Genomic DNA, 18,553 nt, shown 5'->3' with positions numbered 1-18,553 from the left:
GCAAGAGTGGGGAGCAACAGAGGGAGGAGGGAGCATAAAAAAAGGAAGACTTTCGCCTTCCTTTAGATTATTTTGAGAACTTGTATTTGAAGATACAGTAGATGGCTCTGAAACCATCTTTCCAGCCTATTTTTTTACCTTCTTCGTAGGTTCTACCGTAGTAAGAAATACCTACTTCATAAATTCTAATTTTCTTAACTCTTGCCAATTTTGCTGTAATCTCTGGCTCTATACCAAATCGATTTTCTTTGATTTTGATATCTTGAGCAATAGAGGTTCTGATCAACTTGTAGCACGTTTCCATATCGGTTAAATTCAAATTCGTCATCATGTTAGACAACATGGTTAAGAATTTATTACCTATAGAATGCCAGAAAAACAAGATTCTGTGCGGTTGTGCTCCTACGAAACGAGAACCATAAACCACATCTGCGTTATCCATAAAAACAGGCTTCAACAACAAGTTATATTCGTGCGGATCGTATTCTAAATCGGCGTCTTGAACGATAATATAGTCACCCGTTGCCTCTTGAATAGCGCGGTTAATTGCCGCTCCCTTTCCTTGGTTTCTGTCTTGACTAAAGAAACGAATATCCATGTGCGGGTTGCGCTCCATGTACTCTTCTATTCGCTCTACCGTTTTATCTTTAGAACAATCGTTTACAATTACGATTTCCTTTTTAATATCATTGATCAATTCAACTTCTTGAACTTTGTCTAGAATAACTTGAATTGTGTTTTCCTCGTTGTAAGCAGGTATAAGTATGGATAATTTTTTCATTGATTAGAATTAAATGTTCATTTCAGGTACGTTGTCTGGTACAACAAGGTCGCCCTCAGTTGCTGCAATAATTTCTTCAACGCTAACGCCTGGAGCTCTTTCTACCAAGTGGAATTGTCCGTCTTTAATTTCTAAAACCGCCAAATTCGTTACCACTTTCTTTACACATCCAACACCTGTTAAGGGTAATGAACATTCTTTTAAAATTTTAGACTCACCTGCTTTGTTGGTGTGCATCATGGCCACAATGATATTTTCTGCTGAGGCTACTAAATCCATAGCTCCCCCCATACCTTTTACCATTTTCCCTGGAATTTTCCAGTTTGCGATATCACCATTTTGCGCTACTTCCATCGCACCCAATACGGTTAATTGAACGTGTTGTCCGCGTATCATTGCAAAAGAAGTTGCAGAATCAAAGAACACCGCTCCTGGTCGAGCCGTAATAGTTTGTTTACCTGCATTGATTAAATCTGCATCTTCTTCCCCTTCAAAAGGGAAAGGTCCCATACCCAAGATTCCATTTTCAGATTGAAATTCAACTTCTATATCTTCTGGGATGTAGTTTGCCACAAGCGTTGGGATACCAATACCTAGGTTAACGTACCAACCATCTTGTAATTCTTGTGCAATTCTTTTTGCTATACCTGTTTTATCTAAAGCCATTTGTATCTAATTTTTGAAGGTTGGAAATTATTTTTGACGTACCGTTCTTTGTTCGATTCTCTTTTCGAAAGTTTCACCTTTAAAGATGCGCTGAACAAAAATTCCTGGTGTATGGATCTCGTTTGGATCTAACTCACCAGCTGGTACTAACTCTTCCACCTCCGCAATGGTAATTTTTCCTGCCATAGCCATCATAGGGTTGAAGTTACGTGCGGTAGCCTTGAACACCAAGTTACCTTCTGTATCTCCTTTCCAAGCTTTGACGATAGCGAAATCTGCCGTTAATGCCGTTTCTAAAATATGCGGTTTTCCGTTGAATTCTCTTACTTCTTTTCCTTCAGCCACTTCTGTTCCGTAACCTGCAGGCGTAAAGAAAGCTGGGATTCCTGCTCCTCCTGCTCTACAACGTTCTGCCAAAGAACCTTGAGGAATTAAATCTACTTCTAATTCTCCCGATAACATTTGACGTTCGAACTCATCGTTTTCTCCCACGTAAGAAGAAACCATTTTCTTGATTTGCTTCCCTTGTAAAAGTAGGCCTAATCCAAAATCATCTACTCCGGCATTGTTTGAAATACACGTTAAATCCTTCACGCCCATTTTAACCAATTGCGCAATTGAATTTTCTGGAATTCCACACAAACCGAAACCACCCAACATAAGGGTCATTCCACTCTCTATGCCTTTACAAGCATCTTCTACGTTATTTACAACTTTGTTCATATCTTAAAATAAATCTAGGTCTGGATCCTCATTGGTAGTACCACCTGACCCATCATTGTTATTCTCGCCGCTACAATTATACACAGAATTTTGGTAATTGATAGGCATCTCAAAATCCTCTTTGGAGATCTTAATTTTTGGGTCTTTGTAGACCTTCTGCATATAGTACCCATAAATCGGTAAAGCCATACGGGCTCCTTGTCCCCACTGCATACTTCTAAAGTGTACACCTCTATCTTCTGCTCCAACCCAAACTCCTGTAGCAAGGTCTGGTGTTAAGCCCATAAACCAACCGTCTGAGTTATTTTGCGTTGTTCCGGTTTTACCAGCGGTTGGATAGGTAATTCCTCCCCAAGGTCTGTAAGTTCCTCTTAAGCTTGCACCCGTTCCTCGATCTACAACCCCCTTCATTAAAGAAAGAGTTGCATAGGCCAATTCTTCTGACATTGCCTCTTTAGAATTCGGTTGAGCTTCGTAAATCGTATTTCCGTTTCTATCTTCTATTCTCAATAAAATAGTGGGTGCATTATAAATTCCTTTGTTCACAAAAGTGGCTTGAGCTGCAACAAGTTCGAACAAAGACAAATCCATTACCCCCAAACACATGGCTGGTACGACATCTTCTTTACGCAAAGTAATGTTAAGATCTTCCATCAATTTTGCAACAGCTTGTGGTCCGGCAGTACCCCCCATTTTAGACATTACCGCTACAGTAATGTTGTTCATAGAATTTGCGATACCATGACCAACGGTTATAGGTTTACCTGTTAAATCCGCACCCGAGTTACCCGGACACCATGATTTTAGTTTATCCGGATTGTTCTGATCATTCACATCCACACAATATGCAATATCTGGGAAAGTAGAACATTTTGTCACCACACCAAATCTCATAGCCGCTGAATACACAAAAGGTTTGATGGTAGAACCTACCTGACGCTTCCCTTGTTTCACGTGATCATAAGCAAAGTGATTTAAATCTGTACCACCTACCCATGCTTTCACAAAACCGGTTTGCGGTTGAATAGAAATCATACCCGCTTGCAAGAAATTTTTATAGTAGAGTATACTATCCAAAGGTGACATGATGGTGTCTATATCTCCCTTCCACGAGAAAACTGTCATTTCCGTTGGCTCATTAAATTCCTTGACTATTTGGCCATGTGACAAGCCTTTTGATTTCAACAATTTATAACGCTCAGAACGCTTCATTGCTGAATTAACTATATTATCTATTTGGTCTTTTGTTAATCGGTTTGAAAAGGGAAAATGTTTTGTTCTTTTGTTATTTTTTGTGAACTCATTTTGCAGCGTCTCAGACAAATGCTTATGAACAGCATATTCTGCGTGCTTTTGTAAATCAGCATTGATGGTTGTGTAAATTTTCAGACCATCTTCATAAATATTGAAAGGTGTTCCATCAGGCTTAGCATACACATAATTCCCTTCTTGATCTTTCGCACTTAAAACATCCTGCACTTCTTTTCGCAAGGTTTCTCTAAAGTAGGTAGCTATACCTTCTTTGTGATCCACACGTTGGTAGTCGGTAACTATGTTTAAGTTTTGTAAACTATCTCTTTCTTCGTCTGAATCTATAGTCGCAGTCAAGGCTTCATTTCCTTTTTCACTATTTTTTCTCCAAAGGTCTAAAACCGTATTTCGTCTATTAACTGCGCGCAAAGAATCCTTCACAAACAAAGACCTTGCTTGGTCTTCGGTCACATCTTCCTCTGCAATATTATTGTAATTCGCATAGCGCTTCACATAGTTTCTTACATTAAAAGAATGAGGGTTATAGAAGGATGGATTCTTACACATCCCCACCAACATTGCTGCTTGTTCTTTGGTTAAATCTTTTGGTTTACAATTGAAATATACCCTTGAGGCCGAAGCAATTCCCACAGCATTGTACAAGAAATCAAATTGATTTAAGTACATGGTAATGATTTCTTCTTTGGTGTATTTTTCTTCTAATCTTAAAGCAATAATGTTCTCTTGTACTTTTTCATATAGTCGCCCTTCCAAGCCACTAACCTCTCTTTTACTTTCTTTTTCAGGATCATCCAACAATGCTGCAGCTCTTTCTTTATCCCTTTGTGCCAAGGTAAAAATCAATTTCGCCAGCTGCTGCGAGATGGTTGAAGCACCTCCTGCTTGTCCCATATTGGCCAAAGCTCTACCCACGGCCTTTGCATCAATACCCGAGTGATCTTGGTAGCGTTCATCCTCTGTAGAGATCAATGCTGAAATTACATAAGGTGATATCTCGTTATAGGTAACCGAAGTTCTATTGATTTTCCAGAATTTACCCAAAGATGTTTCGCCGTCATCAGCTAAAATATCTGTTGCCAGTAACTCCGGTGGATTTTCTAACATAGCCACCGACGGTAAGTCCTCTTCATCCGTTACAATGTAACGCAAATAAAGGATACCCAACAGCGGTAACATAGCACCTAACCAGATGATTAGGTAGATGAAAAATTTTGTTTTAAAAGTAAAGCTTTGTTTTTCTTTTTTTGCTTTTGCCATGGATGATGTAATTACAGGATAAAAATAGTTATTTGTGGGGAAAGATGGGAAGGGGATGGAGGGGGATTTATTATTTGCTGAGAATAGAATCACATCTTGATTAGTCGCATGCTTTCCAATCCTTTAAAACAGAACACAATTTTTCAATTTTTCAAACTTATCCTGGCTCCTCAAATTATAGTTAAAGGAATACTCAAACATATACTTTTGAAGGTGTAAAAAACTAACACCATGATGAATTCCATTGAGCATTCTATTGGAATTTGCAACCAAAGTACTCAACCATAACTGAACGTCTGGTTTTACTGCATAGTGAACTTCTTTAAGTTCTATCTTTCTTTGCACACCGAAAACCTTCAAACACCTATACCCTTTGCGTTTCAGGTTAAATTCTTCTACCTCTACTTTCTTGAGAACATCTACCGGCGCAATTAAATTAATCTCATCCCTTTTATAGATTTTCGACTTTAAAATTGCACTGATAGAATAATTCTGAATTGCTTTCAACTGAGAAGTTTGAGCCTTAGCCTTAGAGATTAAATACAAGAATTGAAAATATTCCTTGCCCAACAAATCTTGTCCCATCCCCACCCTTAACTTCATAGATAAATACCAAACGGTTCGATAGCGATTGATTCCTAGAATTCTAGATAGCTCTAAAATTGAATATGATTTTTTAACATGAGTCATTAAAAACATAGCCTTAAACCAAACAGCCAAAGACAATTTTGATGACTCCATAAGGGTCCCTGCTTTTAATGAAATTTTGTTGCCGCAAGAACATCGCCAATACTTCTGTACCGACCGCCAATTGCTAACTTTCTTAGAACAACACGTGCAGATAACACCGTGTTTTTCTCTTTGAGATTGAACAAACTTCTCGCACTTTCTTTCGGTTCCAAATTGTTGGATAAATGTTGTTAGGTCCATGATATTTTAGATTAGGTTGAATCTTAAGTTACGTCAATTTAATTTCCTTAACAAATAAAAGTCATGGAAATTATGCGACTAATCAAGGTTAACACCCTATCTCCTCAAACCAATTAAACCCCACAAAAAAACCACGACTCTCGCCGTGGTTCCTCTCAATATTCTTACCGAAAATTACTTCTTCTTCTTCAAAAAGTCTTTCACGTAATTCTCAATTGCCATCGTCATAGACGGTGCATTGGGTTGGGGTGCATGTAAATCCAACCTCAAATTATTGTCTACAATAGCTTTGGCCGTTGTCGGACCAAAAGCGGCAATCATAGTGTTGTTTTGTTTAAAGTCTGGGAAGTTTTTCAATAGCGACTCAATTCCAGATGGTGAAAAGAACACCAACATGTCATAGGTTACCGACTCCAAGTCTGACAAGTCAGAACAAACTGTGCGGTACAAAACTGCTTTTTGAAAATCTATTTTATTCTCATTCAGAACTTCAGGAATTACGTCTCTCAAAATATCAGAACAGGGCAACAAGAATTTTTCTTTCTTGTGCTTTTTGATAGCATCCATTAAGTCGTGAATCGTAGTCTTACCATGGAAAATTTTTCTTTTTCTGTAGGTAACATACTTCTGTAAGTAGTAAGCAACAGCTTCAGAAATACAGAAATACTTCATGCTATCTGGCACTTCATATCTCATCTCTTCTGCTATCCTAAAGTAATGGTCTACCGCTGTTTTTGATGTTAAAATTACTGCTGTAAAATCTTGTAAGTTTACCCTTTGGTTTCTGAACTCGTTCTTCTCAACACCCTCGACATGTATAAACGGACGAAAATCTATCTTCAGTTTATACTTCTCCGCCAAGTCGAAATAAGGCGACTTGTCGTTCTCAGGCTTTGGCTGCGATACTAGTATGGTTTTTACGCTCAAAATCTGTAGTTATTATAGTTTTATACTTTTTTACACTCCCTCAATTCCACCCGCTAACCCTCTCATTAAAGCGAGGATGGGCAAAATTTCCAGCGTGCAAAGGTATAAAATAATATAATACCATTCAAAATTCTGACGAATTGCAATCACAAAACCACGAAATATTTTATACAACTGAAACACAACACACAAGCCTATAAATATCCAATGATAAATAGAATTTGTCCCTTCATTTAATACCCAAATCAAAAGAAAAGGTATTAAGGCTATACCCAGCATTTGATGCACAAGGGTGTAACTTCTAAAGGAATGAAAAAAGCGCTTAAAATTACCAGTAACAACTCCCGTTAAAAACAAGGCTAAAATCTGTAAGAGATAATAAGCCGCCAGCCCAAAACTTAATACCCTATTAACATGGAAATGCTGGAGAAACATATACATCCCTAAACTCACCACAACGAAATAATTCAAGAGCAATAACCATCCGCCATCTTTCAAGGTGTTCCAACCTTCCTTCTCTAACATAAACATGCTCTTTATAGAAACAAATGCAAAAGAGAAATTCCCGAAGATTTCAGTGTTCATTATTTTAGCCACCGACAAAATCAATAAACTACCGCACAAGACATAATAAACAAAGGTAGGAACACTACTCGAACGCTCCGTAAGGCTATATACCTGATCGCTGGCCCATGAAATTTGGGCAAATATTGTTAAGAATAAAAAAAGAAGACTTTTTCGTAACATAGAGTATTGTGCTTTCACAAAAATAGAAGCAATCTTTAAATCACTTGGCTAAAGAACTTAAAAAATCTAGATATTTCGCTAATTTTGTGGCGATTCTAAAATAAAATAAAATCACATGGCAACAGATCTATATACACATCCAGATTACTTTAACATGGATGACTTGCTTACAGATGAACACAAATTAATCCGTGATACTGCACGTGCATGGGTTAAGAAAGAAGTTTCTCCTATCATAGATGAGCACTACGAAAACGCTACTTTCCCTATGCACATCTTAAGTGGTTTGGGTGAAATTGGTGCTTTCGGACCTTACATTCCTACCAAGTATGGAGGACCAGAATTAGACCAAATTTCTTACGGTTTAATTATGCAAGAATTAGAGCGTTGTGACTCAGGTCTTCGTTCTACTGCATCCGTTCAAAGTTCATTGGTGATGTACCCTATTTGGAAGTACGGATCTGAAGAGCAAAAAATGAAATACTTGCCAAAATTAGCTACAGGAGAAATGATCGGATGTTTCGGTTTAACTGAACCAGATCACGGATCTAACCCTGCAGGTATGATTACCAACTTTAAAGACATGGGTGATCACTACTTGTTAAATGGAGCTAAAATGTGGATTTCTAATGCTCCTTTTGCTGACATCGCTGTAGTTTGGGCGAAAAACGAAGAAGGAAGAATTCACGGATTGGTAGTTGAAAGAGGTATGGAAGGTTTCTCTACACCAGAAATGCACGGTAAACTTTCATTAAGAGCTTCTGCAACTGGAGAATTAATCTTCGAAAACGTAAAAGTTCCTAAAGAAAACTTATTACCAGGTAGAAGCGGTTTAGGTGCGCCATTATCTTGTTTAGATTCTGCTCGTTTCGGTATCGCATGGGGTGCTTTAGGTGCTGCTATGGACTGTTACGATCAAGCGTTAAGATACTCTAAAGAAAGAACTCAGTTTAATGTTCCTATCGGATCTTTCCAGTTGATTCAAAAGAAATTGGCTGAGATGATTACAGAGATCACGAAAGCGCAATTGTTAACCTTCCGCTTGGGTCAATTGAGAAATGAAGGAAAAGCAACTTCTGCACAAATCTCTATGGCGAAACGTAACAACGTTGAAATCGCATTAAACATTGCACGTGAGGCTCGTCAAATCCACGGTGGTATGGGTATTACTTCTGAGTACTCTATGATGCGTCACATGGCTAACTTAGAGTCTGTAGTTACCTACGAGGGTACGCACGATATCCACTTGTTAATTACAGGTATGGATGTTACTGGAATTCCAGCGTTCACAAGAGAAATGCCAGACTTAAACAAATAAGTCAACACATATAATATTGCAAAGGGATCTCATTTCGAGGTCCCTTTCTTTTTGATGACATTTTTTTATTTGGCTGCCTTCACGGGCTATCCATTTCTACTCCTCACCCTCATAAAGTTTCAAGTAAATAAAAAGGGCAAAGCTTCATCCTGTCGCTCTACCCTTTTCAACTTTCAATCTTCATTCGGCTTGTGGGGTATCCATTTCTATCCCTAGCAGAATTCTAATTCTATTAATGCACTACAACCACATGCGTTGTATCTGCACCACTCATTTCCATCCATTTTCTTCTCCCAGCATCATTCAACTCTCGCCAAAACATATCAAATCCATAAGGCGAGGTGGCACTGTAACCATTTACACTTTTCACACCTTTCTCTTGAGCTGCCTGCATGGCATCCAATTGATAATATATACAGTTATCGGTCAATGTATCGGGTTGGTAACACAATATATCTTCCTTAGAAAAATCGGACATCTTGGCCAATACAATATTTACCCTTTCCTGCGATTCAAACTTACCTATGGTCATTCCACCAACATCTTCCTTGTAATTATCCACTCCCAATATGGTCATTGCAAGGGCAAACATCCAAAATCTTTCCTTCCTAAAAAGATATTTCTTAGCGATGTATACAAAGGCCAAAGCAATAAAAAGCAATTCAAGGTTTATCATTCTATCCAAACTACGTAAAGCTCCAAAGCCAGGAATTCCCTTAATTAGAGCATACAAACTATGATCACCTATTTTAATAAAAAAGATAAAGGTGAGTATTGCCGTAATAAGGAAAGCTCTATTTCTTTTACTCCAAAATTCTTTACGCACTTCTTTCTTGATAAGCCATAATACCAGCAGGGCAACTATACTTAAACTTGCAACACCACCTGTAAATAATGTTTGGGTGTACGACCATTCCCAACCATTACCCACATCGGATAAAAACTTCCATAACAAAGTACCTTCTATGCTGTAGAAATAAGAAGCCGGCCTGGGTACCGTGGCCAAAATTCGTTCTAAAGTATAAGGTTCTGTCCCTCTAGACCTTAAAAAATATGGATACATCAAAACAGCCATAGCTACTCCTTGCAAGGCTGCATGAAGAAGTATGTACAGTAGATTCGCTTTTTCCTTATAAAACGCTTTGTAATAAGCGGGGTGAAGAAATACATTTACCAAAATGTATACTCCCAAGATAAACAAGGCGAAAAACCCTAAATAAACGCCACAATAGAATTGCCAAACCAACATCCAAACCGTCAGTACAAAATACTTACGCTCCCCTTTCTGATGAAACATGTAGGCAAACATCAACATTAATGGAAAAGGAAAACGCGGCATGGTTTGCACGTGGTACATTTGCGAAAACAACACGATAGAAAAAGCAAATATATAGGCTCCTAGCGCACTTAAATCTGCTCGTTTACTTACCTTCTTCAAAAACAGATAAGCACAAACAAAATTTAAAATCGCAAGGATTACAATCCAAAACTGAAAAGCTCCTTCTCTACTCAATCCTAACCATCGTCCTATTATATAAATAGGAGAAGAGCCTAAAAGGTTATCAGAAAATGAAATAGCATTGGCCGCTGGGTAAAAGAAACCCGCATTCCAATACTCAGCCCATTGCCCCGTACTAAACTGATAGGCATGTTCCAATAAATACATGTTAAATCGAGCATCCCCCAAATCTCCTGGGATACGAGATAAATCCCAACCCAAAACACGCATTTGAACGAGTACGAGTCCTATCACCAAGGCTAAGACAGGATAAACTATCTGTTTTGCAAAGATTCCCTTCATTTCAATTAAACATCTGAAACTAAAGTAATATTTGTTTCTTACATCAGCATTTTTCATCTCGCTATTTAACAACAAAAAAAAGGACTCCCCAATGGAAGTCCTTTTCTTCAATATCATATTCTACTTTGTTATTTTGTTCCGTGTAAATTCTCAAACAAGGCCGGAATATTTGTAGCAAACAGCTTAATAGCTATGGCTAATAGAATAATTCCAAACACCTTTTTTAAGATGGCTATCCCTCCCGGACCTAGTAAACGTTCTATCCTCTTTGTTAATTTTAACACCACATACACCACCAATATATTGGCAATAATCGCCAAACAAATATTGATGAAAGAATATTCTGCCTGAAGTGAAATTATGGTCGTCATAGACCCAGCTCCAGCAATAATTGGGAACGCTAAAGGAACGATACTGGCCATTTTACCTCCAGAACCATCGTCCTTAAATAACTCCACTCCCATTATCATTTCTACCGCCATAGCAAATAAAATAAGGGAACCTGCAACGGCGAAAGAACGCACTCCAACACCGAACAATCCTAATATCCCCTCCCCAACAATCAAGAAGGCCAACATTATTCCTAACGAAACCAAAGAAGCTTTTGCTGGGTTTACTTCGTTCTTTTCCTTAATCTTTATGATCAAGGGAATAGATCCTACGATGTCAATAACGGCAAACAATACCATGAATGCCTTAAAAAAACCTTCTAAACTAAACTCTAAAAAGAAATCTATCATTTCATTGCTCTATTTTAAGCACCTCCTGTTCTACTACGAATGGGAAATATGCATGTTCTAAAATTTGTACCTTGCGTTGCACAGCAGCTAAATCATCCTTCTCCTCCAATTTTGTATGAAGCTGAGCAATAATTCTCCCTTCATCAAAATTCTCATTCACATAGTGTATAGTAATTCCTGTTTCCTTCTCTTTGTTCTCCAAAACTGCCAAATGCACTTTTTCACCGTAAAAATTCTTACCACCATATTTGGGTAATAAACTTGGATGGATATTTACGATGCGCTCCGGAAATTGTTGAATGAAACCTGCTGGTATTTTTCTCAAATACCCTGCTAGAACTATAAAGTCAGCCTCCTTACATAGGTCAATTAAAAAAGCACTATCCGCGGCTTGTTCATTAGTGATTAAGGTAGATTCTACCCCAAACTTTGCAGCTCTGTCAAATACCTTAGCCCCTTCCTTATTACAAACCATACGACTCATTTCTACACGATCTGAATCTTTAAAATAGTTAAATAATTTCTCAGCATTGGTTCCTCCACCCGATGCAAAAACGAAGACTTTAATTTTTTTCATGGGGCAAAGTTATGAACATTCAACGTATTTATTCTTATTTTTTCCCCACAGATTTATTCGTCCTTACTTTAATATATGATAGACAACGAGAAAGAAGAGTACCCTACTGTTCCTTATGAAAATCAAAGCTATGATGAGTGTGAAATGCTCAACAGATCTCAGGAATTTTTCACATTTATGGATAAGCGCAGGTCAGTGCGCGACTTTGCCGATACACCAGTACCCAAGGAGGTGGTTGAGAACATTATCATGACCGCAAGTACGGCGCCTTCTGGAGCACATAAACAGCCTTGGACCTTTTGTTTAATATCTAACCAAGAGCTTAAAAAAGAAATCCGCAAACTAGCCGAAGAGGAAGAGTACAAATCTTACAATGGCCGCATGAAAGACGAATGGTTAAAAGACCTCGCTCCACTTGGCACAGATTGGCACAAAGAATTCATAGAAATTGTTCCATGGATTATTGTAGTTATGAAAAAACCTTACGATATTGTAGACGGGAAAAAAAAGAACAATTACTATGTTAATGAGTCTGTAGGTTTGGCCGCAGGTTTTTTATTAGCAGCAATTCATAATGCAGGATTAGTTTCGTTGACCCATACTCCGAGTCCAATGAATTTTCTAATCAAAGCCCTGAATAGGCCAGAAAATGAAAGACCCTTTCTACTCATCCCAGTAGGATACCCTAAAAAAGGGGCGCGAGTTCCAGACTTGAAAAGGAAAGCGAAGCGTGAAATAATTCAATATTATGAATAAAAATTTTGTTTTATAAAGTTTTACTTTTTTCTTTGCGGTCGAATTAACCCTTTAAAAAGTTAAAGAAATGTCTGATATCAATTCAAAAGTAGTAGCAATTATCGTAGATAAATTAGGTGTTGAAGAAAGCGAAGTAAACGCTGAAGCATCTTTCACAAACGATTTAGGAGCAGATTCTTTGGATACTGTAGAATTAATTATGGAATTCGAAAAGGAATTTAACATTGCTATTCCAGATGATCAAGCAGAGAACATCCAAACTGTTGGAGACGCTGTTACATACATCACAGAGAACGCAAAGTAATTTTTAAACTATCACTGACGTAAAATTTGTTTTATGGAGCTTAAAAGAGTTGTTGTTACAGGATTGGGTGCCCTTACCCCAATAGGAAATACAGTTGAAGAATATTGGACTGGATTAATTAGCGGAAAAAGCGGTGCAGCTCAAATTCAACAATTTGATGCTTCAAAATTCAAGACGAATTTTGCTTGTGAGGTAAAAAATTTCAACGTTACCGATCATATCGATCGTAAAGAAGCCAGAAAATTAGATCAATTTTCACAATATGCCATGGTTTCTGCAACAGAAGCCATGGCTGATTCTGGTTTGGACACTGCAGAGTGTAACAAAGACAGAATCGGAGTTATTTGGGGTTCAGGTATTGGAGGTTTAAAAACTTTCCAAGACGAAGCGCAAAACTTCTTCTCAGGAGATGGCACTCCTAGATTTAACCCTTTCTTCATCCCAAAAATGATTGCTGATATCGCTGCAGGGCATATCTCAATTAAATATGGTTTACGCGGACCAAACTACGTAACAGTTTCGGCTTGTGCTTCTTCTACTAACGCTATCATTGATGCATTCAATTTGATCCGTTTAGGAAAAGCAGACGCTATAGTTACTGGTGGTTCTGAGGCTGCAGTAAACGAAATGGGTATGGGTGGATTCAACGCATTGAAAGCACTTAGTACACGTAACGACTCTCCTGAAACGGCATCTCGTCCGTTCGATAAAGACAGAGACGGATTCGTATTGGGTGAAGGTTCTGGTGCTTTGATTCTTGAAGATTACGATCACGCCATGAAAAGAGGTGCTAAAATCTACGCTGAATTAGTAGGTGGAGGTATGTCTGGAGATGCGTACCACATGACCGCTCCTCACCCAGAAGGAATTGGAGCAAGAAATGTAATGTTATCTGCATTAGAAGATGCTAACATGGACGCTACAGAAATCGATTACGTAAACGTACACGGTACTTCTACTCCATTGGGTGATATCGCTGAAACTAAAGCTATCAAATCAGTATTTGGTGAGCACGCGTACAACTTGAACATAAGTTCTACAAAATCAATGACTGGTCACCTTTTAGGTGCTGCTGGTGCCATTGAAGCTATCGCGTGTATCTTGGCTGTTAAAAATGACATCGTTCCTCCAACAATTAATCACGTTACGGACGATCCAGAAATAGACAACAAGTTAAACTTCACCTTTAACGAAGCTCAAAAAAGAACGGTAAACGCTGCTTTATCTAACACATTTGGATTTGGTGGTCACAACACTTCTGCGATCTTCAAAAAATTCAAAGGATAAGATTGTTACGACGATTTTTTCAATTTCGATCTTCTACTAAAAGTAAACAGGATCTTATACTGATTCGCTTCATAATAGAGCGTTTCGGATATAGGCCTAAAAAACTACGTCTTTTCAAAGAAGCGTTAACGCATAAATCTATTGCCAACACTTCAAAGAAATTAAGGTCGAATGAACGTCTAGAATTTCTCGGTGATGCCATCTTTGACGCCATCGTTGCAGACTATCTATTTGAAAAATTTCCAAAAGAAGACGAAGGGTATTTAACCAAAATTAAATCTAAAGTGGTTAACCGTAAATCACTTTCTGCTATAGCAGCAGAGATAGGTTTAATCGATCACATTATTTACCAAAAAGGTCGTACCATTAAGGTGAGTACACTTGAAGGAAATGCGCTCGAAGCCATTTTTGGTGCTATCTACCTAGACGGTGGTTACCAAGCCGTGTACAAAACGGTGAAATACCACATTTTTAGAAAGTACACAGATTTAAACACCCTTCTGGAAGAAGAAATAGATTTTAAATCTAAATTGTACATCTGGGCTCAAAAAAATAAACTCCCTTTGGATTTCAAGGTTTTGAAAGAAGAGAATTTAGGGCACAAATGGAACTATCAAGTGGAAGTTATCATTCAAAACAAATCCTTTGGAATGGGTTCTGGAAGCTCAAAAAAGATAGCTGAACAAGCCGCCTCTAAGGAGACCTTACTATTGATGGGAGAAATCTAACTCCTTGCGTCTATCGACCACCATCTTATTTACGAATATTGTTACCTTTACTTTATAGTGAATAATTATGGCCAAACATTTACTTACTTTAGAGTCTGACTACGATTACGACCTCATCGGCATATGTTGTCATCACAGTGATTATAGATTATGCTGGAGCTTAAATGAGGCCTTACAATTGGGCTTAAAGAAAGCAGAGGAAGCCTTTGCCGTTTCTAACAAAAAAGGCAGTGTTGTGAGCACGCATTCCTTCTACGACTATATAGATCCTGTGGAGAACACAGAGTACTATCTCATTAAAAACAAAAGCGAAGGCAAATACTTAATGCCGGAGAAACAACAAATAGACTACTTTCTTGTTATTCGAGAAAACGTCAGCGTTGATATTGATGATTTGGTAACACAAATGAAAACAATATCAACTATATTAACCGCGGTAATTTTTGATCCAGAGGAACTAAAATCTGCCGATAAATTAATTTTTTAAGATGAAAAAAACGAAAATAGTTGCAACCATAGGTCCTTCTTCTTCTCCAAAAAAAATGTTGAAGAAAATGATACAAGCAGGACTTAATGTTGCTCGATTAAATTTTTCTCATGGTTCACACGAAGACCATTTGAAAGTCATACAAACTGTTCGTGAAATCAATGCTGAATTAGGATCTAACGTCGCACTTTTAGCCGATCTACAAGGTCCTAAAATACGTGTAAGAGAGGTCGAAAACAACGCCATTGAACTCATCAATGGTAAAGAGATAGAAATCTGTACAGACAAAGACCACTTAGGAACAGCAGAACGCATTGCTATCAATTATGAGCAATTACCTAAAGATGTTAAACAAGGTGAATTGATTTTGTTAGACGATGGTAAATTACAAATTGAAGTGATCTCCTCTGACGGAGAAATTATCAAAGCGAAAGTGGTACATGGTGGAACCCTTTCTTCGAAGAAAGGTGTGAACTTACCACAAACCAAGATTTCTATGCCTTCTTTAACGAAAAAAGATAGAGAAGATTTGGATTTTGCTTTAGCCCACAAGGTAGACTGGATAGGTCTTTCTTTTGTGAGATCAGCTAGAGACATCATAGAATTAAAGCACATTATTTCTGCACAACACAACTCTGCAAAGGTTATCGCTAAAATAGAAAAACCAGAAGCGGTAGAAGATTTGGACGAAATCGTTAAGCAGAGTGATGCCTTGATGGTAGCCCGTGGAGATTTAGGAGTTGAAATTCCTATGCAAGATGTGCCATTGGTTCAAAAACTCATCATTCAAAAAGGATATCAACACGCAAAACCCGTTATTGTAGCAACGCAGATGATGGAATCTATGATAGAGAACATCACACCTACAAGAGCAGAGGTTAATGACGTGGCTAACGCAGTTTTAGACGGAGCTGATGCCGTGATGCTTTCTGGAGAAACTTCTGTGGGTAAATATCCTTTAGAAGTCATAGAAGCCATGAGTAAAATTGTTACGAAGGTAGAAAGCTTCGATGGTATTTATCACAAAGAAGAATTACCGGAAAAAAACCAAGAAAGGTTTATCTCAGACAGTATTTGTTTTAATGCCGTTCGTTTAGCGCAACGTGTAGAAGCAGATGCCATCGTTACTATGTCATTCTCTGGCTACACAGCGTACAAAATTGCATCGCAAAGACCAAAGGCCAACATCTTCGTATTTACGAGTAATAAGGCCATTTTAACGCAGTTAAACTTGGTTTGGGGTGTACATGCCTTCTACTATGATAAAATGGTTAGTACAGATCACACCATTGCTGATATCAAATACTTATTGAAAAAAGAAAACAGATTACAACAAGGTGAATTAATGATCAACATTACTTCTATTCCAATTGAAGAAAAAGGACGTTCAAACATGTTGAAATTAAGCTACGTGGAGTAACGAATATTTACTGAAACACAACGAATATAGAGTCACAAAATTTTTGTGACTTTTTTTGTGACCAAACTCTTTTGAATACGTCAACTTAGTAGTAGTTGAGATAAAAAAAGATAAACCCTTTCAATTTTAACTATACCCTTTACAACTAAAACCGAATGGCGAACCGTTATATTAATAGCGGTTCGTTTTGGTATGCATACAACTCCTACATTTATTACAAACATGGAAGAAATTGATTATTCGGACATCATTACACGATTAAAGCAAAACGAACTTAAAGCGTTGGGGGAACTCTATGATGGATTAAACCATACCGTGTACAACCGATGTTTTTTCATACTAAAAGACGAGGAGCTCGCCAAAGATGCTACCCACGATGTATTTCTCAAAGCTTTCCAAAAAATTGATACCATAGAAGACCCAAAAAGACTAGAAGCATGGATCAGTAGAATCGTTTACAACCATTGTGTTGATTATTTCAGGGTTGAAAAAAAACTAACTGAAGAAACTGAAGATTTGATCTATGCACTAGAAAATGAGGCCGTCTATCATCTACCAGAAGTAGATGCATCATCAGAAGATGCAGAAAGGTTAAAGGAAGAAATTGATAAATTGAACGATACAGAAAGACTTATACTCGTGCTTCACTACTGGGAGGGTTTAACGGTTTCTGAAATAGCAGAGTATTTACAACTAGGTTTGAGCTCTACAAAAATGAAATTGATGCGCACCAGAAATAAGCTAAAATTTAATTTAACCAATAAGAACTCCCTCAACACTTTGCTGCTTCTAATTGGCAATGCCTTTTATTTTTAAACTCTATAACTATCATTATTTTGAAAGAACTTTTAAACCAATACATGCATCAAAATATTGCTCCTGAGGAAATAAAATCGCGGGTAATCAAATCTGCCCGCAGATATATATTCATGAAGGAAATGGGAGAGTTATTCTTTAAAAACCTCCCGGATGCTAGCTATACTTTATTTAATACACTTCAAAAAAACCGCAAAAATGACGAACGTAAATAGACTTAAAGAAACCTTTGACATCCTTTGGCAAGAAACCCTAGAAATACTGCCTACACTCTTATTTGGTTTACTCATACTACTTGTTGGTTGGTTAATGGCCAAACTATTAGCCTATGTTGTTTTACGCGTTCTCAACCGTACTAAAAACTCTAAAGTTGCCAGTGCTTTAAACGTGGATGATTTAAGTGATAAACTCAATTTCGAATTTAGCTTACCTGTAATCGTGTCTAAAATCGTTTATTGGTTAGTTTTTTTGTTGGCCATAGTTGGAGCTGCTGAAAGCATAGGTTGGACTAATGTGTCGCAAGAACTAACCGCTTTGATACAATACCTACCTAAAATAATGAGTGCGCTTCTCATTTTTATTCTGGGTTATACCTTGGCCAAATTCCTAAAAAAATCAGTGAAATCCATTACACAATCTATGGGACTCGGTTTGGGCGCATTTGTAAGTGACATTTTGTTTTACTTCTTGCTGGTCATCATTATCTTAACTTCCCTTTCTCAAGCAGGATTAGATATCACTCTAATTTCATCGCATATTTATATCATCTTGGGAGCCTTTGCCTTAATACTTTCATTGGCCATAGGTTTAGGAAGTAAAAACGTTGTTACAGACATTATCAAAACCCACTATAATAGATCAAACCTTGAGCTTGGGGATAAGGTTGAAATCAATAATATTACAGGCACAGTTGTTTCCATCTCAAGAACTTCTGTTATCTTAGAAACGGAGAAAGAAAAACACATTTTCCCATCCGATACATTTTACTCGAATTATTATAAAATAATTAAATAGCA

At 37.6% G+C, this 18,553-nt stretch carries 19 protein-coding genes; 9 read left to right on the top strand and 10 right to left on the bottom strand.

The features are described 5' to 3' along the window. Window positions 1-67: 67 nt before the first annotated feature. The 7 genes from BM327_RS07465 to BM327_RS07435 all read right to left on the bottom strand — a co-directional run bounded on the left by BM327_RS07465 (window position 68) and on the right by BM327_RS07435 (window position 7,303). Complete coding sequence (locus BM327_RS07465; protein WP_090247781.1) at window positions 68-781, bottom strand: glycosyltransferase family 2 protein; 714 nt, start codon at window positions 779-781, stop codon at window positions 68-70. A gap of 9 nt (window positions 782-790) precedes the next feature. Beyond that, complete coding sequence (locus BM327_RS07460; protein WP_090247779.1) at window positions 791-1,447, bottom strand: CoA transferase subunit B; 657 nt, start codon at window positions 1,445-1,447, stop codon at window positions 791-793. A gap of 27 nt (window positions 1,448-1,474) precedes the next feature. Continuing rightward, entirely contained in the window at window positions 1,475-2,170 is a 696-nt protein-coding gene (locus BM327_RS07455; RefSeq protein ID WP_090247777.1) for a CoA transferase subunit A, read from the bottom strand. 3 nt (window positions 2,171-2,173) lie between these two features. Beyond that, window positions 2,174-4,699: a transglycosylase domain-containing protein gene (locus BM327_RS07450; protein ID WP_090247775.1), complete on the bottom strand. Its 2,526-nt coding sequence runs from the start codon at window positions 4,697-4,699 to the stop codon at window positions 2,174-2,176. Between the two features lie 123 nt (window positions 4,700-4,822). Continuing rightward, entirely contained in the window at window positions 4,823-5,440 is a 618-nt protein-coding gene (locus BM327_RS07445) for a transposase (RefSeq protein ID WP_139230293.1), read from the bottom strand. A gap of 363 nt (window positions 5,441-5,803) precedes the next feature. Further along, window positions 5,804-6,556, bottom strand: a complete 753-nt coding sequence (locus BM327_RS07440; RefSeq protein ID WP_090247771.1) for a uroporphyrinogen-III synthase — start codon at window positions 6,554-6,556, stop codon at window positions 5,804-5,806. 30 nt (window positions 6,557-6,586) lie between these two features. Further along, window positions 6,587-7,303 carry a DUF4271 domain-containing protein gene (locus tag BM327_RS07435; protein ID WP_090247768.1) on the bottom strand — a complete coding sequence of 239 codons (717 nt, stop codon included), beginning with the start codon at window positions 7,301-7,303 and terminating at the stop codon, window positions 6,587-6,589. A gap of 115 nt (window positions 7,304-7,418) precedes the next feature. On the opposite strand from BM327_RS07435, the gene BM327_RS07430 reads away from it, so the two are divergent. Beyond that, on the top strand, window positions 7,419-8,621 hold the full coding sequence (locus BM327_RS07430) for an acyl-CoA dehydrogenase family protein (protein WP_090247764.1): 1,203 nt from the start codon (window positions 7,419-7,421) through the stop codon (window positions 8,619-8,621). Between the two features lie 232 nt (window positions 8,622-8,853). Here BM327_RS07430 and BM327_RS07425 read toward each other — a convergent pair whose 3' ends face one another. The 3 genes from BM327_RS07425 to purN form a co-directional block, all read right to left on the bottom strand. Then, window positions 8,854-10,479 (bottom strand): hypothetical protein, encoded by a 1,626-nt coding sequence (locus BM327_RS07425; RefSeq protein ID WP_090247761.1) that lies wholly within the window; start codon window positions 10,477-10,479, stop codon window positions 8,854-8,856. Window positions 10,480-10,550: 71 nt separating this feature from the next. Then, window positions 10,551-11,162 carry a MarC family protein gene (locus tag BM327_RS07420; protein WP_090247758.1) on the bottom strand — a complete coding sequence of 204 codons (612 nt, stop codon included), beginning with the start codon at window positions 11,160-11,162 and terminating at the stop codon, window positions 10,551-10,553. A 1-nt stretch (window position 11,163) separates the two neighbouring features. Then, window positions 11,164-11,739, bottom strand: a complete 576-nt coding sequence (gene purN / locus BM327_RS07415) for a phosphoribosylglycinamide formyltransferase (protein ID WP_090247755.1) — start codon at window positions 11,737-11,739, stop codon at window positions 11,164-11,166. 75 nt (window positions 11,740-11,814) lie between these two features. Between purN and BM327_RS07410 the strand changes: the two genes are divergently transcribed. The 8 genes from BM327_RS07410 to BM327_RS07375 all read left to right on the top strand — a co-directional run bounded on the left by BM327_RS07410 (window position 11,815) and on the right by BM327_RS07375 (window position 18,551). Then, window positions 11,815-12,495, top strand: a complete 681-nt coding sequence (locus BM327_RS07410; RefSeq protein ID WP_090247752.1) for a nitroreductase family protein — start codon at window positions 11,815-11,817, stop codon at window positions 12,493-12,495. 67 nt (window positions 12,496-12,562) lie between these two features. Further along, a complete protein-coding gene (locus BM327_RS07405; RefSeq protein ID WP_090247749.1) occupies window positions 12,563-12,799 on the top strand; it encodes an acyl carrier protein in 237 nt (78 codons plus the stop codon). Window positions 12,800-12,832: 33 nt separating this feature from the next. Then, window positions 12,833-14,086, top strand: coding sequence for a beta-ketoacyl-ACP synthase II (gene fabF, locus BM327_RS07400; RefSeq protein WP_090247746.1), 1,254 nt, complete (start codon window positions 12,833-12,835; stop codon window positions 14,084-14,086). A gap of 2 nt (window positions 14,087-14,088) precedes the next feature. After that, a complete protein-coding gene (rnc, locus tag BM327_RS07395) occupies window positions 14,089-14,814 on the top strand; it encodes a ribonuclease III (RefSeq protein ID WP_170853710.1) in 726 nt (241 codons plus the stop codon). Between the two features lie 67 nt (window positions 14,815-14,881). Continuing rightward, window positions 14,882-15,301 carry an IPExxxVDY family protein gene (locus tag BM327_RS07390; protein WP_090247741.1) on the top strand — a complete coding sequence of 140 codons (420 nt, stop codon included), beginning with the start codon at window positions 14,882-14,884 and terminating at the stop codon, window positions 15,299-15,301. Between the two features lies 1 nt (window position 15,302). Beyond that, a complete protein-coding gene (gene pyk, locus BM327_RS07385) occupies window positions 15,303-16,721 on the top strand; it encodes a pyruvate kinase (protein ID WP_090247739.1) in 1,419 nt (472 codons plus the stop codon). 222 nt (window positions 16,722-16,943) lie between these two features. Beyond that, window positions 16,944-17,537 carry an RNA polymerase sigma factor gene (locus BM327_RS07380; protein ID WP_170853709.1) on the top strand — a complete coding sequence of 198 codons (594 nt, stop codon included), beginning with the start codon at window positions 16,944-16,946 and terminating at the stop codon, window positions 17,535-17,537. Between the two features lie 198 nt (window positions 17,538-17,735). Beyond that, complete coding sequence (locus BM327_RS07375; RefSeq protein WP_170853708.1) at window positions 17,736-18,551, top strand: mechanosensitive ion channel family protein; 816 nt, start codon at window positions 17,736-17,738, stop codon at window positions 18,549-18,551. Window positions 18,552-18,553 lie beyond the last annotated feature (2 nt).

The organism is Lishizhenia tianjinensis (assembly GCF_900116425.1).
GTDB lineage: Bacteria > Bacteroidota > Bacteroidia > Flavobacteriales_D > Crocinitomicaceae > Lishizhenia > Lishizhenia tianjinensis.
Note: the sequence above shows the minus strand (reverse complement) of the source record. Positions and strands in the feature narration are given on the sequence as shown.